The 13,461-nt window shown below is 67.6% G+C and carries 17 protein-coding genes and 1 pseudogene; 10 read left to right on the top strand and 8 right to left on the bottom strand.

The window, feature by feature from the left end:
* Window positions 1-140: 140 nt before the first annotated feature.
* The gene (gene hisE, locus GJ629_RS09510; protein ID WP_157512756.1) at window positions 141-431 is read right to left on the bottom strand and encodes a phosphoribosyl-ATP diphosphatase; all 291 of its coding nucleotides are present in this window, start codon (window positions 429-431) and stop codon (window positions 141-143) included.
* A 46-nt stretch (window positions 432-477) separates the two neighbouring features.
* The gene (gene pdxT / locus GJ629_RS09505; RefSeq protein ID WP_157512755.1) at window positions 478-1,056 is read right to left on the bottom strand and encodes a pyridoxal 5'-phosphate synthase glutaminase subunit PdxT; all 579 of its coding nucleotides are present in this window, start codon (window positions 1,054-1,056) and stop codon (window positions 478-480) included.
* A 90-nt stretch (window positions 1,057-1,146) separates the two neighbouring features.
* Between pdxT and GJ629_RS09500 the strand changes: the two are divergent.
* Window positions 1,147-2,105: pseudogene (locus tag GJ629_RS09500) on the top strand (PrsW family intramembrane metalloprotease).
* A 1-nt stretch (window position 2,106) separates the two neighbouring features.
* On the opposite strand, the gene GJ629_RS09495 reads toward GJ629_RS09500, so the two are convergent.
* Entirely contained in the window at window positions 2,107-2,733 is a 627-nt protein-coding gene (locus GJ629_RS09495) for a riboflavin synthase (protein ID WP_157512754.1), read from the bottom strand.
* A 92-nt stretch (window positions 2,734-2,825) separates the two neighbouring features.
* On the opposite strand from GJ629_RS09495, the gene GJ629_RS09490 reads away from it, so the two are divergent.
* The 8 genes from GJ629_RS09490 (at window position 2,826) to GJ629_RS09455 (ending at window position 9,794) form a co-directional block, all read left to right on the top strand.
* A complete protein-coding gene (locus tag GJ629_RS09490; RefSeq protein WP_157512753.1) occupies window positions 2,826-5,387 on the top strand; it encodes an AarF/ABC1/UbiB kinase family protein in 2,562 nt (853 codons plus the stop codon).
* Between the two features lie 93 nt (window positions 5,388-5,480).
* Window positions 5,481-6,758 (top strand): tRNA pseudouridine(54/55) synthase Pus10, encoded by a 1,278-nt coding sequence (locus GJ629_RS09485; RefSeq protein ID WP_157512752.1) that lies wholly within the window; start codon window positions 5,481-5,483, stop codon window positions 6,756-6,758.
* A gap of 48 nt (window positions 6,759-6,806) precedes the next feature.
* Window positions 6,807-7,178: a DUF5810 domain-containing protein gene (locus GJ629_RS09480; protein ID WP_157512751.1), complete on the top strand. Its 372-nt coding sequence runs from the start codon at window positions 6,807-6,809 to the stop codon at window positions 7,176-7,178.
* Between the two features lie 24 nt (window positions 7,179-7,202).
* Entirely contained in the window at window positions 7,203-7,628 is a 426-nt protein-coding gene (locus GJ629_RS09475) for a DUF5809 family protein (RefSeq protein ID WP_157512750.1), read from the top strand.
* Window positions 7,628-8,047 carry a hypothetical protein gene (locus GJ629_RS09470; protein WP_157512749.1) on the top strand — a complete coding sequence of 140 codons (420 nt, stop codon included), beginning with the start codon at window positions 7,628-7,630 and terminating at the stop codon, window positions 8,045-8,047. Before GJ629_RS09475 ends, GJ629_RS09470 begins: the two co-directional genes overlap by 1 nt.
* Window positions 8,044-8,580, top strand: a complete 537-nt coding sequence (locus tag GJ629_RS09465) for an NUDIX hydrolase (RefSeq protein WP_157512748.1) — start codon at window positions 8,044-8,046, stop codon at window positions 8,578-8,580. The genes GJ629_RS09470 and GJ629_RS09465 overlap by 4 nt, the downstream gene beginning before the upstream one ends.
* Before the next feature lie 41 nt (window positions 8,581-8,621).
* Window positions 8,622-8,921, top strand: a complete 300-nt coding sequence (locus tag GJ629_RS09460) for a hypothetical protein (protein WP_157512747.1) — start codon at window positions 8,622-8,624, stop codon at window positions 8,919-8,921.
* Window positions 8,922-9,794, top strand: a complete 873-nt coding sequence (locus GJ629_RS09455) for a ketopantoate reductase family protein (protein ID WP_157512746.1) — start codon at window positions 8,922-8,924, stop codon at window positions 9,792-9,794.
* On the opposite strand, the gene GJ629_RS09450 is transcribed toward GJ629_RS09455, so the two are convergent.
* From GJ629_RS09450 to GJ629_RS09440, 3 genes are read right to left on the bottom strand one after another with little or no spacing between them, the layout of a single operon-like run.
* Window positions 9,791-10,165 (bottom strand): NifU family protein, encoded by a 375-nt coding sequence (locus GJ629_RS09450; protein ID WP_157512745.1) that lies wholly within the window; start codon window positions 10,163-10,165, stop codon window positions 9,791-9,793. The genes GJ629_RS09455 and GJ629_RS09450 overlap by 4 nt on opposite strands.
* Before the next feature lie 27 nt (window positions 10,166-10,192).
* The gene (locus GJ629_RS09445; RefSeq protein WP_157512744.1) at window positions 10,193-10,528 is read right to left on the bottom strand and encodes a DUF5783 family protein; all 336 of its coding nucleotides are present in this window, start codon (window positions 10,526-10,528) and stop codon (window positions 10,193-10,195) included.
* Window positions 10,529-10,571: 43 nt separating this feature from the next.
* On the bottom strand, window positions 10,572-11,186 hold the full coding sequence (locus GJ629_RS09440; protein WP_157512743.1) for a hypothetical protein: 615 nt from the start codon (window positions 11,184-11,186) through the stop codon (window positions 10,572-10,574).
* A 151-nt stretch (window positions 11,187-11,337) separates the two neighbouring features.
* On the opposite strand from GJ629_RS09440, the gene msrB reads away from it, so the two are divergent.
* The gene (gene msrB / locus GJ629_RS09435; RefSeq protein ID WP_157512742.1) at window positions 11,338-11,742 is read left to right on the top strand and encodes a peptide-methionine (R)-S-oxide reductase MsrB; all 405 of its coding nucleotides are present in this window, start codon (window positions 11,338-11,340) and stop codon (window positions 11,740-11,742) included.
* Between the two features lie 748 nt (window positions 11,743-12,490).
* On the opposite strand, the gene GJ629_RS09430 is transcribed toward msrB, so the two are convergent.
* Window positions 12,491-12,730: a glutaredoxin gene (locus tag GJ629_RS09430; protein WP_157512741.1), complete on the bottom strand. Its 240-nt coding sequence runs from the start codon at window positions 12,728-12,730 to the stop codon at window positions 12,491-12,493.
* A 41-nt stretch (window positions 12,731-12,771) separates the two neighbouring features.
* Window positions 12,772-13,461, bottom strand: a 690-nt coding sequence (locus GJ629_RS09425; RefSeq protein WP_197428529.1) for a 2-oxo acid dehydrogenase subunit E2, incomplete at its 5' end; no start/stop codon positions are given.

Here is a 13,461-nt window from a genome sequence, read left to right as displayed (position 1 = left end):
CACGGACAGTGGATTCCGGGGCTGAAAACGCCGCTCTCGCGCCTCCGGCGCTCGGTCGAGTGACACGTCCCGTTCCGCTCTCCGTCTCGCTACTCGCGGCTTCGCCGCTCGTTTTCGAGGACTCCCTGCGGTCGTCCTCGCTACCGCCGCTCTGCTAGTTCGTCCCGCAAATCGTCCACGTCCATATCCTTCATCGCCAACAGCACCAGCATATGGTAGACGATGTCGGCGGACTCGTGGGTAATCTCCTCGCGGTCGTCGTCTTTCGCGGCGAGGATCAGTTCCGTCGTCTCCTCGCCGAGTTTCTCAAGCACCGCGTTCTCGCCTTTCTCGTGGGTGAACAGCGAGGTGGTGTAAGAGTCCTCCGGCAGGGTCTCCTTGCGGTCCTTGATGACGTCGAACACCTCGTCTAACACGTCGGCGTCGGTCATAGGGGAGCGGAGGCGTCGGGCGGACAAAAAGGCCGCTACTCGCCGGTCACTCGAAGAAGGCCAGATCGTGGATCCGCGAGTCGCCGGTCAGTTCCGGGTGAAAGGAGGTGCCGACGACGGGGCCGTCCCGGACGGCGACCGGGCGGTCATCCCAAGATGCGAGGACCTCGGCGTCGCCCACCTCGTCGATGACGGGCGCGCGGATGAACACCGCGTGGAAGGGCTCGTCGAGTCCCGTCACGTCAAGCGGGGCCTCGAAGCTGTCTTTCTGCCGGCCGAAGGCGTTGCGCTCGACACTGACGTCCAGTAGGTCCAGCGTGTCGACCCGGTCGTCGTTGGCGTCGGTCGAGCAGACGATCAGGCCGGCACAGGTCGCCAGCACGGGCTTGCCGGCCTCGACGTGGTCGACCACCTCGGGCGCGATGCCCTCGCGGTCGAGCAGTCGCGAGATGGTCGTCGACTCCCCGCCGGGGATGGCCAGCAGGTCACAATCGGGGACGATACCGGACTGTCTGATCTCGACGACGTCGGCCGTCTCGCCGTGGGTCTCGGCGGCGTCGCTGATCGCGGCGGCGTGTTCGCTCACGTCGCCTTGGACCGCGAGCACGCCGGCAGTGAGAGTCATTGCCGACCGGTAGCGACCGGACGGCGAAAAGCGTCTCGCTCCGGGGTCGCTGGGGGAACCCTTAGGGGCCGACCGCCGTATCCAGTGGGTATGGACGAGCGCGACCCGGTACAGCAACGGAGCGACGGGACACTCGACCTACAGGACGTGACCGACTGGGAGGCCCGCAGCGCGCTCGACCGACTCTCCTTGCGGCTGTATCAGGGCATCAAGTGGGGATTGCAGGCGCTGCTCGTCGTACTCGCGGTGTTGATACTGCTGGGGCAGTTCGCCCTCGGCGGTCTCGGTGCGGTCACGAACCCCGACATCGGCGTCTTCGTCGCCCTCTCGGCGGTGCCGGCGTTCGGGCTGGCCGCCTACATCTGGTACGCCGACGTGACGACCCCCGAACCGCTCGTCTTGCTGGTCGGCACCTTCGTGCTCGGCGTGCTGTTCGCCGGGTTCGCCGGCGTCCTCAACGTCGAGCTATCGGCCGTGCTCGACGCCCTCGGCATCGGCGTCATCGGCTTTTACTCCTCGTCGTCGGGCCCGTCGAGGAGTCGGTGAAACTGCTCGCCGTCCGGCTGTACGCCTACCGGAGCGCCCGCTTCGACGCGGTCATCGACGGTGCGGTGTACGGGGCCGTCGCCGGCCTCGGGTTCGCCACCATCGAGAACGCCTACTACATCACGAGCAACATCGACACCGTCAGCGCCGGGGCTATCACCTCCGTCCGGGCGCTCGCGGGACCGGGCCACGTCATCTACTCGGCGTTCGCGGGCTACTACCTCGGGCTGGCGAAGTTCAACCGCGAACACGCCGGTCCCATCGTCCTCAAGGGCCTGCTCATCGCCGCGTCCATCCACGGCCTGTACAACGTGCTCTCTGAGTTCCTCCCGACGGCGCTCGCGGCCGTCCTCGGCGTGAACTGGTTCTTCGGGTTCGTCCTCTACGTTCTGTTGTTCGACGGCGTGTTCGGCCTCGTCCTCCTGCGGAAACTCCAGGCCTACCGCCGCGCGTACAACATCGTCCACCGTCGGCGGGCCCAGCCACCCGAGTCGCCGGAGTGACTTACTCCTCGCCCGCCCGCTCTGCGTAGGCGGCGGCCGCCGTGTCCTCGCTCGCGAGCATCCTTTCGACGTACTTGGCCATCACGTCGACCTCCAGATGGACCGGGTCGCCGACGGATTTCTCCCCCAGCGTCGTCACGTCGTAGGTTTCGGGGATGACGGCCACCTCGAAGCGGTCGGCCTCGCGGGCGGCGACGGTCAGCGAGACGCCGTCGACGGCGATAGACCCCTTCTCGACGAGGTACTGGCTCTGTCCCTCAGGAATCGAGAACGTGAAGCGCCAGTCGTCGCCGACCTCGTCGATAGCCAGAATCTCGGCGGTGGCGTCGACGTGGCCCTGGACGAAGTGGCCGTCGAAGCGACCGTCGGCCGGCAGCGCCCGTTCGAGGTTGACCGACTGTCCTTCGGCGAGCGTATCGAAGAACGTCCGTTCCATCGTCTCCTCGGCGAGGAACACCGAGAACCAGTCCTCGCCGTACGACTCGACGGTGAGACACGCGCCTTCGACGGCGATTGACTGACCCTCCGAGAGGTCATCGAAGGGGGCCGCGATGCGGAGGCGCCGGCCACCGTCCGCGTCGGTGATGGTTCTGACGGTGCCCGTCGTCTCGACGATACCGGTGAACATACCGCCCGATAGTGGCCCCCACCTGAAATGCGTCCCGTTCGGTGGCGGGGTATCCGAATCTACAAACGACTGGCAGCCCGAGGATGGGGTAGATGAGTCACGGGAGCGACGCCGACGACGCCGCCGACGGCGAGTTACAGGCCCCCGGCGGGTGGCGGGTCCGCCTCCGGGCGGTCTGGCGATTGCTCGTCGTCCTGTGGGCGTTTCTCCCCCTCGCGCTGGCGTGGTGGCGCGACCGCCGCCGGTTCCTGCTGTTCGGGGGCGGCCGCGACGTCGACAGCGAGACGCGGACGCGCCGCGCCGAGTTCCTGCTCGAGACCCTCCTCGACCTCGGGCCGACGTTCATCAAACTCGGCCAACTGCTGTCGACCCGGCCGGACATCCTCCCGGGGGAGTACATCGGCGTCCTCGCGGACCTCCAGGACAAGGTCCCGCCGGAGCCGTGGGACCAGATCGAACCGGTCCTCGAAGCCGACCTCGGGCCGGTCGAGTCGACGTTCGACGCCTTCGACCGCGAGGCGATCAGCGGGGCCAGTCTCGGGCAGGTCTACACCGCCGAACTCGACGGCCAGCGGGTCGCGGTGAAGGTCCTCCGGCCCGGCATCCGGCGGTACGTCGAGGCCGACCTCCGGGTGCTGTCGGTGTTGATCCCGGCCATCGTGGCCGTCTCGCCGCCGGGCCAGAGCTTCACCATCGAGAACCTCGCCGAGGAGTTCGCGGCCCAGATCCGCCGGGAGATGGACTACGAACGGGAGGCCGCGACGCTCCGGGAGATAACGGGGAACTTCGCCGACGACGAGATGATCCGGTTCCCGGACGTCTACGGCGAGTACAGCACCGACCGCGTGATCACGATGGAGTACGTCGACGGGACGAAGATTACCGACACCGAGGCCCTCGACGCCGCCGGCGTCGACACCGACGCGCTGGCGGTCCGGCTGGAGGAGGCCTACATCCAGATGATCGTCGAGGACGGCGTCTTCCACGCCGACCCCCACCCCGGAAACCTCGCGGTGCAGGACGACGGGACGCTGGTGTTCTACGACTTCGGGATGAGCGGCCGCCTCGGTCCCGGGACCCGCGACACCCTCTTCGATTTCTACGTGGCGCTGGCCGAGGACGACATCGACGCGGTGATCGACGCCTTCGTCGACCTCGGGGCCTTGGACCCGGCGGCCGACCGGGAGTTGATGCGGGAGGTCTTCGGGATAGCCATCGACAACTTCCGCGGCGAGGGGATCGACCAGTACCGCGTCGAACAGATCGTCACGCAGTTTCAGGGGACGATGCAGGAGTTCCCGATGCGCCTCCCGCGGGACATGGCGATGGTCGTCCGCGTCTCCAGCGTACTGGAGGGGGTCTGCCGGACGCTCGACCCCGAGTTCGACTTCCTCTCGGCGGTGCGGTCGTACGTCGCCGAGCAGACGACCAGCGGTGACACCCGTGACCGCGTGATCGAGGAAGTCCGCACTCGCGCCACCGAGTTTGAGTCCGGCCTCCGGCGCTCGCCGGCGAAACTCGACGCCGCGCTGGACCGCGTCGAACGGGACGACCTCGCGGTGGCGATGGAGATAGCCGACGACGACCAGTTGCTCGCCCGCCTCGGCAAGCGACTGGCTCTCGGTGCGGCCACCGCCGGGTCGGTCGTCGCCACGGCGACGCTGTACGCCTTCGGCGACCCCGCGGCGTGGGTAGCGGGGGCCGGCGTCGTCGCCTTCGGCCTGCTGACGTGGCGGTCGTTCCGCGCCCGCGGTCCCGCCCGCGACGTGCAGGCGTGGGGCGGGATGGCCGAACGGTCCATCAGCGGCAAGCGGAGCGGCGAGGACGCGACGACGCCAGCGGTATCGAGAGTACGGTGCAGGCGGCCGTCGGCGATATGGGCGACCACGACTGACCCGTTTCGCCGCGTGTCGTGGAACGGTCACACGACCCCGTGGAGGCGAGATTTTAACATCGTCGCTGTCCCTGCTGTTGGTGTGCAACGGAGACGTTTCCTGCGCGCCAGCCTGGGCACGGCCGGAGCACTGTCGGTCGCCGGGTGTAGTCAGAACCGAGAGCGAGAGACCGAACGCGGCGAGGACGGAGTCACGACCACCGGAAACGGCACGGCCGCTCTGGCGGCCGATTCCGCGGGTGACCTCTCGCCTATCGAGAGCCTTGTCGCGGGCTACTACACTGCCGTCTCGGAGGGCCGACTCGAACGCGCCGCCGAACTGCTGGCACTGACCGAGCTAGAGGACGACGGCGGGTCGGTCGAGGCAGTTGTGGCGGTGTTGCAAGCGCGGGGGATGAGCGAGCGCGGAACCGATGCCGAAATCGGCACGTTCGAGGAACTCTCGGCGTCCGAGTTCGCCGAGTTCAGCTTCGAGGACGACGACGGCGAGGCCGTTCCGATGGACGAGGAACGCGCGAACGAACTCCTGCACATGGGGTCCGGCTTCGGCGCGGACTCCGAGGAGTTGCGCATCGTCCACCATACCGGGGGTTTCGTGCCGGAGGTGTGGGTACCTTACCAACCGACGCCGGACGCCTTCGAGAGCGAGTATCCGGACGGATGGGGGGAAGTCGTCCTCCAGATCGGGACCTACGGCGACCGCCCGCTGATCGTCGGCGACTTCAGATCCTACACCAACTACACGATCACGACCGAGTAGGGTGCCGACAGCCGCCCACCGTCATCCACTGCCTAGCACACGCCCGCTCCGGACTCGAAACACCATTACGTCCGGGCGGCCCCGACTCTAGCGATGACTGTGCTCGATATCGCCCGGGACGCGCTCGCCGGCGGGCCGCTCTGTGATGCCTGTCTCGGCCGTCTCGTCGCCGACCGGAGCTTCGGCCTCACGAACGCCGAGCGCGGACGGGCGCTGCGGACAACTCTCGCCCTCGAATCCGACGAGCCGTACGAGACGCCCGAGGACTGCTGGGTCTGTGAGGGGGAGTGTTCCCGCGTCGAGGAGTGGGCCGAGTCCGCCGTCGCGGCCGCCGAGGGCTACGCCTTCGAGACGTATCAGGTCGGGACGCGCGTTCCGCCGATGCTTGCGGAGAACGACCGTCTCCTCCGCGAGGACGCCGGCCTCGACCCCGAGGCGGGCGAGGCGCTGAAGACCGAACTCAACCGCGAGGTGGGCAAGCGCATCGGGCGGGCCACCGGCGCGGAAGTCGACTTTGGCCGGCCGGAGGTCCAGTTCACCATCGACCTCTCGACCGGCGAGGTCGACGTGCAGGTCAACTCGGCGTTCGTCTACGGCCGCTACCGGAAACTCGAACGCGACATCCCGCAGACGAAGTGGCCCTGCAACGAGTGCGGGGCGACGGGGCTGAAACGCGGCGCGGAGTGTCCCGGCTGTGACGGGACGGGCTATCGCTACGACGAGAGCGTCGAGCAACTCACCGCGCCCGTCGTCGAGGACGCGATGGACGGCGACGGCGTCACCTTCCACGGCGCGGGCCGGGAGGACGTCGACGCCCTGATGGTCGGCACCGGCCGCCCGTTCGTCATCGAGGTGGACGAACCGCGGGACCGCAGCGTCGACCCCGAGAAACTGCAGACCGAGATCAACGACTTTGCCGATGGGAAAGTCGAGGTGGACTCGCTGGCGGTCGCGACTCACGATATGGTCGAACGCGTCAAGGAACTGGACGCGTCCAAGACCTACCGGATGGACGTCGAGTTCGACGCGCCGGTCACGGCCGAGGCCTTCGCCGACGCGCTGGATACCCTCCGCGGGGCGACCATCGAACAGCGGACACCCCAGCGAGTCGACCACCGACGGGCCGACATCGACCGGACCCGCGAAGTGTACGACATCGAGGGCGAACTGACCGACGAGACCCACGCCGAGATCGAACTCCACGGTGAGGGCGGCCTCTACGTCAAAGAGACGGTTTCGGGCGACGAGGGCCGGACCGAGCCGTCGCTGTCGGGCCTGCTCGGCGTCGGTGCGGTCGTGACGGCCCTAGACGTGTTGGCCGTCGAGGGCGAGGACGAGCAGTTCGCCGACGAGGAATACTTGGCCGAGTAGCCGACCGGGACCGTACGGGCTTTGCCGCTGGCGGCCCACGTCGGGAGTATGGCTTACCGCTGTCCGGTCTGCTCGGAGCCACAGGTCGACGCCGAGCATCTGGCGAACCATATGGCGTTCACGGCGATGATCCGCGAGGGCGACCACGAGTCGTGGCTCGACGACACCGTGCCCGGGTGGGCCGAGGGTGACGACGACGAACTGGCCGCGCGACTCCGCGAGGAACTGGACACCGTCGACCACCCCATCGACGACATCGAGACCCACGACCACGGCGGCGAGGGGAACGGCCACAGCCATCCCGCGGCCGGACGCGAGACGGGAGACGACCGGGCGCTTGAGGGCGAAGCGGCCGACATCCTCGCCGAGGCTCGGGCGATGACCGAGCGGATGGCCGAGGACGAACCCGAAACGGAGTAGGGGGTCCGGCCCTCAGACGCGGGTATGGAGACCGAGGGGCTGTTCGCGCCGGCGACTACCGCCGAGGCCCGGGACCGCTTCGAGACGCTCGGACCGTCGGCACAGGTCGTGGTCAAAGAGACCGCCAAGGCGATGGACTTAGACGCCGAGTCCTACCGCGAGCGGGTCGACTCTGACGTGGTCGCGACCGCCCGGGAGGCGCTGTTCGCGTCGCTGCTCGAAGTCCACGTCGGCGACCGCGCGGCCTTCGAGTCGTGGTGTGAGGACCACTCCGACTACGACGTCGAGGAGATAGGTAGCGAGAACGTCGACGGCGTCGTCTGGCACGCCGCGCCGTTTTCGGGGACGGTCGTCGCCGCCACCTACCACGACCAGCGCCGGGCGGCCGTCGACACGCTCAGGCGGAAGGCCTTCGCCGAACTGTACCGGGACGCCGTGGGTGGTGGGTGATGCGACGGATCACCCGCAACGCCGTGCTCGCCCTCGTCGCTATCGTCGTCCTGTTGCTCGCGCTGGGAGCGCTGCCGGGCTATCTCAAGAGCGGCGACCCCTACCACCTGACGGCGACCGAACTCGACAACGGATCGCTGAACGACAGCGAGTACAACGCCAGCGACGCTATCCCGGCCGAGAACCTCACCGAACAGCGCTACCCCTTCAGCACCCGGGCGCTTGCGAACCGGAGCGACGGTGTCGGCTACTCCGACCCGTACTGGGAGGGGCCCTTCGGCATCAAGGGGACGTTCACCCACTCGCCGTTTGACGAACTCTCCTCGCTCGAAGTCCAGTACCCCAACGCCAGCGACGGCGAGACGGCGCTGGTACTCGACAACGGCACCTACTACCGACTGAACACGACCCAACCATGAGTGACACCCACGACTGGCCCGTCCTCGAATCGGTCACCGAGTACGAGACTGGCTGGTACACCGGCGGCTACGATTTGGTCGAACAGCCAGACGGCTCGACGAAACGCTACTACTGGGCGGAGCTACCGCCGGCGGCCGTCGTCGTCGCCAAGAGCGGTGACGAACTGGTGATGGTCGAGCAGTACCGGCCCGCCATCGGCGAGCACTGTCTGGAGTTGCCCGCGGGCATCGTCGAGGACGGCGAGTCGTTCACCACCGCCGGCGCGCGCGAACTCCGCGAGGAGACCGGTCTGGACCCCGGCGGCGTCTCGCTGCTTGAGTCCTTTTGGACCGCGACGGGCGTCCTCCGGCACGAACGCGGTATCGTCTTCGCGGAGGGATTCGAACCCGTCGAACCGAGCTACGACGACAACGAGTTCCTCACGGTGACGACCGTACCGATAGCCGAGGCCCTCGAACGCGCCCGCGAACCGCCCGCAAACGACGCCACTATCGAAGGCATCCTCCTCGCGGAGTCCGAGGGCCTCCTGTAATCGCAGCTAGCTTTATGCACGTGTGGGACGTGGTACCACGTATGAGTGACGCCGAAGCGGTCGACCTCGACGTATCGCTCGGGACAACCGTCTACGACGAGGACGGTGACCGGATCGGAACCGTACAGGGGTTCGACGAGCACGGCGTCTACGTGACGACCGAGGAAGGTATCGCGGCGATGTCGAGCGAACACCTCAGGGCCGGGGCGGCCGGCGAGGCCGAACTGGTCTGGCGCTGCTACGAGTGCGGGACGATGGGCGACATCGAGGCCCTTCCCGAGGATGGCTGTCCCGACTGCGGCGCGCCACAGGAAGACATCTACTACCTGCTCGAAGACTGAATGTCGGTCGTCGTCCTCGGTGCCGGGAGTCTCGGGAGTCTGCTCGGCGGGCTCCTCGCGGACGCCCACGACGTGACGCTGGTCGGGCGTGAGCCACACGTCGGGACCGTGGCGGCCGAAGGGCTCACGATAACTGGCGAACTCGACCGGCGGGTCTTCCCCGACGCCCGCACCGACCTCCCGGCGAGCGCCGACCTCGCTCTCGTCGCCGTCAAGAGCGGCGACACCGCGGCCGCGGCCCGCGAGTTGGCCGACTCCGAACTCGGCGCCGTGCTGTCAGTCCAGAACGGGATGGGCAACGAGGAGACGCTCGCCGAACGGCTGGACTGTCCGGTCCTCGCCGGGACTTGTACGTACGGTGCGCTCCTGACCGACCCGGGCGTGGTCCGGTGTACCGGCGTCGGCGAGGTGGTGCTCGGACCGCGAGAGGGTGGGACATCCGCGGCCGCCGACCGCGCCGGCGAGACGCTCCGTACGGGCGGTATCGAGACGACCGTCGCGCCGGATATGCCGCGACGGCTCTGGGAGAAACTGGCGGTCAACGCCGGTATCAACGCGACGACGGCGCTGGCCCGCGTCGAGAACGGTGCGCTGGTCGACGGGCCCGCCGGCGACCCCGCGCGGGAGGCCGCCCGCGAGACGGCGCGGGTCGCGCGAGCGCAGGGCGTCGACCTGCCCGACGAGGTGGCGGTCGAGTCGCTGGTCGACGTGGCCGCGGGGACGGTCGACAACACCTCCTCGATGCTGGCGGACGTACTGGCCGATCGGGAGACGGAGATAGAAGCGATAAACGGCTACGTGGTCGATGCGGCTGAGCGGCCGGTCCCGGTCAACGCGACGCTGACGGCGCTGGTCCGGGGCCTACAGATCTAAAACGGCGCGTCGGGGCCTTCGTCGTCGCCACCGATCTTGCCGCCGCGGGACTCGCCGGGCATCGAGGGGCCACCGTCGTCGCCCATCCCGCCTATCCCGCCGCCGCCACCGCCGCCGGTGTTGGCGTGGACGGTATCGATTTCGGGGATCTCCTTGGTCATCCGGGTCTTGATCGCCTGAATCGTCATCGGGGAGATGCCACACCCGCTGCAGGCACCGCCCAGCGCGATGGTGACCTCGCCGGTCTCGGGGTCCAGTTCCTGGATGGCCGCGTTGCCGCCGTGCATCTGGATCTGGGGGAAGTTCCGGCGCAGGAAGTTCGCGATCCGGTCTTCGAGGTCGCTGTCGCCCTCACTCGTTTCGGTGCTCATATACCCGCTGGTTGGCGTGCCTCGCGTTTAGACCTTTGGTTCGGTGTCAGTGTCGAGGTCGAACACCCCCCGGAGTTGCCGGTCTATCTCGTCGGTGTAGTCCGAAAGCAGCGAATCGATGTCCGCGACGGTGACGTCGACGCCGTCGAGTCGGTCGTGGGCGTCCTCGGGGAGTTCGATGCGGAACCCCTCGCCCTCGTAGAATGGCTCGCTCTCGGCGAGGATCAACTGGTCGACGGCGTGTATCTCGTCGGAGCCGTAGCGCTCGGTCATCACGTCGAACGCCTGCTTGTACGCCTGCTGGAGTTCGGTGAAGTAGTGCTCGTACTTGTCCTCGAACTTCTCGGGGTCGAACTCGGCCATACGCGCCGTTCGGTGTCCCGCGTCAAAAGGAAGCCGGTCCGTCTCAGTCGCCGGTGGCGTACTCCGGGTCGCTCGCGGGGGCCCCGACGCCGAGCAGTTCGCCCGCCGGCGGACCCAACGGGACGACCAGTCCCGACTCGGCCGCGAGCGCGTGAGTCAGCATGTACAGCCCCCACGCCAGCAGCGCGAGGAAGCCGACGCCGGGAACGACGGCGGGAATCCCCAGCAGGTCGTGGAGCCCGGCCCCGGACAGCGCCAGAAAGCCCAGCGGCCCGATGAGGAACTCGAAAGCCGGTTTCTCCAACAGCGCCAGCGACCACATCCCGAGCAGCACGCCCAAGAACAGCGACCACGCGCCGAAGAAGGGCTGGACGCCCGGGACGACGCCGACGGCTTCGAGCGTCAACATCAGTCCCGGGGCCCACATGAACAGGAGGCCGAACGTCGCCATCAGCGTCCCGCCGGCACCGTCGCCGCGCCGCAGCGAGAGCATTCCTGTCGCCACCTGACAGATGCCGCCGACGAATCCGATAGTCGCCACCAGCACGGCCGCGTTCGGTCCCCACCATCCCAGGAAGTCCCCCGCGAACGCGAGGTTGATCCCCGCGAGCGGTGCCAACCCGAGCGCACTCGGGTCCGCCCAATCGGTGTCAGTCATACTGGTGTGACCCAACGAAGCGACGGTGTTAAATCTTTCTTCGATTCTCAGTAAACGACTGACCGGTCCGCGTCGACGGCGGGGGCGGGGCGGTTCTTCCGGATACCGACCTGACGTGACGACTATACGTCTGGACGCCGTATCAGGTCGTATGTCTGAGATGGACGATTTGCCCGGGAACGACGAGGAGTGGCGGGAGATACTCACCGACGAGGAGTACCGCGTCCTGCGCGAGCAGGGGACGGAGCCGAAGTTCAGCGGCGACCTGCTGGAGGTCAAAGACGACGGCGTGTTCCGGTGTGCCGGCTGTTCGACGCCGCTTTTCGACAGCGACACGAAGTTCGACTCCGGCAGCGGGTGGCCAAGCTTCTACGATGTCGTCTCGGAGGGCAACGTCGAGACGCGCGTCGACAAGAGCCACGGGATGACCCGCACGGAAGTCGTCTGTGGCACCTGCGAGGGCCACCTCGGTCACGTCTTCGAGGACGGCCCCGACCCGACCGGCAAGCGCTACTGCATCAACTCCGCGGCGCTCGATTTCGACTCCGAGGAGTGACGCTTTGGCCGGCGTCTGACACCCTCCCGTCAGGACTACCGGAACGTTTTTTTGGCTGTTCGGGGTTGTGTGGGCTGTGTCCACATCGACCGACGACGATGCGGCGGGCGACGACGACCCGATGTTCGACGAGCGGATCACGGGATTCTCGTGGGGGCTCGGTATCTTGGCCGGCGCGTGGACGTTTATCGCCAGCTACGTCGTGATGGGGGTCGTGATCGTCACGTACAGTTTTGCGACCGTCGACAACTATCTCGACGGATTCCTCGACAATACGGGAACTGTTCTCCGTGACGTCGCGGTCGTCCTCTACAACGCCCACCACGTCGACCTCGACGTCGTCATCGTCGAACAGATTGTGAACCCCGGTGAGTTGCCCAATCGAGTCAATCGGCTCACCGGTGAGACCACCCTCCCGACGGAAGTCTACTACGCGGTTCCGATCATCGTACTACTCGTCGCCGGTGCGCTGGTGGCGCGGCGGACGCTGTCGGCGGACGCCGACGTGAGCGAGGCCGCGCTCCCACCGGCCGCGATGGCTGTCGGATACACCGTCACCGCCGTGCTTGGGACGTTTCTGGTCCGACAGGAGCGGTTCGAGGGGACGGTGGAACTCGTCCCGAACCTCCCCCGGACGCTCGCGTTCGCCACCGCCTACGGCCTCGGGTTCACGCTGGTCGGCGCGCTACTGGTCGTCGCCTACTGGAACCGGGACGAATCGAACGCCGGATATCGGAGTAACTGCCGCCTACGCGTAGCTCTCCTCGACGAACTCCAGAATCCGGTCAGACTCGGCCATCGTCACGCCGTACTCGTCGTCGATCAGGACCGGAACGCCGCGCTGGCCCGACACCTCTTTGACCTCGTTTCGCTGTGAGTGCAGCGCCTCGACCCACACCGACTCGTACTCGACACCCAGTTCGTCAAGCCGGTCCGCGACCTTCTCACAGAACGGACAGCCGTCCAGTTGGTACAGCGTCTTGGACATACTCGGGCCAACGGCCGCGAGCCACAAAGCACCTTTCCCGGCTACCCCAGAAGCAGAGTCCGTGGCTCCCGCAGGTACTCCTTCAGCGTCTCGACGAACCGCGCGGCCTCCGCGCCGTCGATGACGCGGTGGTCGATAGACAGCGACAGCGGCAACACCGGCCGCGCGACCACCTCGCCGGGGTCGGTCAGCGACCCACCCTCGACCACCGGCCGCTGAGCCAACTCGCCCAGTCCCAGTATCGCCGTCTCCGGCGGGTTGAGGATGGGCGTGGCGTACTCCCCGCCGACGGCCCCGAAGTTCGTGACGGTAAAGGTTCCGCCCTGCATCGCCTCGCGGGCAATCGAGCGGTCGCGGGCGGCCGCGACCAACTCCGACACCTCGCGGGCTATCTCCAGCAGCCCCTTCTCGTCGACCGATTCGACGACGGGGACCATCAGGCCCGCCTCCGTCGCCGTCGCCACGCCGACGTTGTAGTACTGCTTGTAGAGAATTTCTTCGTGTTCTTCGTCGAGGCTGGTGTTCAGCACCGGGTGGTCCTGTAGCGCGGCGACGACGGCTTTCATCACGATGGGGAGGTACGTCAGGTTCACGTCCCGCTCCTCGGCGAGGGGGCGGAGTCGCTCGCGGGTCTCGACCAGCCCCGTCGCGTCGACCCGGTCGTGGTGGGTCGCGTGAGGGGCCGTCCGCTTGGACCGCGCCATCGCCTCGCCGATGGTCTTGCGGACCCC

The sequence above is a fragment of the Halapricum sp. CBA1109 genome, from assembly GCF_009741825.1.
Classification (GTDB): Archaea; Halobacteriota; Halobacteria; order Halobacteriales; family Haloarculaceae; genus Halapricum.
This window is presented reverse-complemented; position numbering and strand designations above follow the sequence as displayed.

What these genes read in the sequence shown, in the direction of transcription:
- GJ629_RS09465 (WP_157512748.1), top strand. Translation starts at nt 8,044, where the DNA reads ATGAGTGACACCCACGACTGGCCCGTCCTCGAATCGGTCACCGAGTAC.
- GJ629_RS09440 (WP_157512743.1), bottom strand. Translation starts at nt 11,186, where the DNA reads ATGACTGACACCGATTGGGCGGACCCGAGTGCGCTCGGGTTGGCACCG.
- GJ629_RS09450 (WP_157512745.1), bottom strand. Translation starts at nt 10,165, where the DNA reads ATGAGCACCGAAACGAGTGAGGGCGACAGCGACCTCGAAGACCGGATC.
- GJ629_RS09475 (WP_157512750.1), top strand. Translation starts at nt 7,203, where the DNA reads ATGGAGACCGAGGGGCTGTTCGCGCCGGCGACTACCGCCGAGGCCCGG.
- GJ629_RS09485 (WP_157512752.1), top strand. Translation starts at nt 5,481, where the DNA reads ATGACTGTGCTCGATATCGCCCGGGACGCGCTCGCCGGCGGGCCGCTC.
- GJ629_RS09430 (WP_157512741.1), bottom strand. Translation starts at nt 12,730, where the DNA reads ATGTCCAAGACGCTGTACCAACTGGACGGCTGTCCGTTCTGTGAGAAG.
- GJ629_RS09490 (WP_157512753.1), top strand. Translation starts at nt 2,826, where the DNA reads ATGAGTCACGGGAGCGACGCCGACGACGCCGCCGACGGCGAGTTACAG.
- GJ629_RS09495 (WP_157512754.1), bottom strand. Translation starts at nt 2,733, where the DNA reads ATGTTCACCGGTATCGTCGAGACGACGGGCACCGTCAGAACCATCACC.
- GJ629_RS09455 (WP_157512746.1), top strand. Translation starts at nt 8,922, where the DNA reads ATGTCGGTCGTCGTCCTCGGTGCCGGGAGTCTCGGGAGTCTGCTCGGC.
- GJ629_RS09445 (WP_157512744.1), bottom strand. Translation starts at nt 10,528, where the DNA reads ATGGCCGAGTTCGACCCCGAGAAGTTCGAGGACAAGTACGAGCACTAC.
- hisE (WP_157512756.1), bottom strand. Translation starts at nt 431, where the DNA reads ATGACCGACGCCGACGTGTTAGACGAGGTGTTCGACGTCATCAAGGAC.
- GJ629_RS09460 (WP_157512747.1), top strand. Translation starts at nt 8,622, where the DNA reads ATGAGTGACGCCGAAGCGGTCGACCTCGACGTATCGCTCGGGACAACC.
- msrB (WP_157512742.1), top strand. Translation starts at nt 11,338, where the DNA reads ATGTCTGAGATGGACGATTTGCCCGGGAACGACGAGGAGTGGCGGGAG.
- GJ629_RS09470 (WP_157512749.1), top strand. Translation starts at nt 7,628, where the DNA reads ATGCGACGGATCACCCGCAACGCCGTGCTCGCCCTCGTCGCTATCGTC.
- GJ629_RS09480 (WP_157512751.1), top strand. Translation starts at nt 6,807, where the DNA reads ATGGCTTACCGCTGTCCGGTCTGCTCGGAGCCACAGGTCGACGCCGAG.
- pdxT (WP_157512755.1), bottom strand. Translation starts at nt 1,056, where the DNA reads ATGACTCTCACTGCCGGCGTGCTCGCGGTCCAAGGCGACGTGAGCGAA.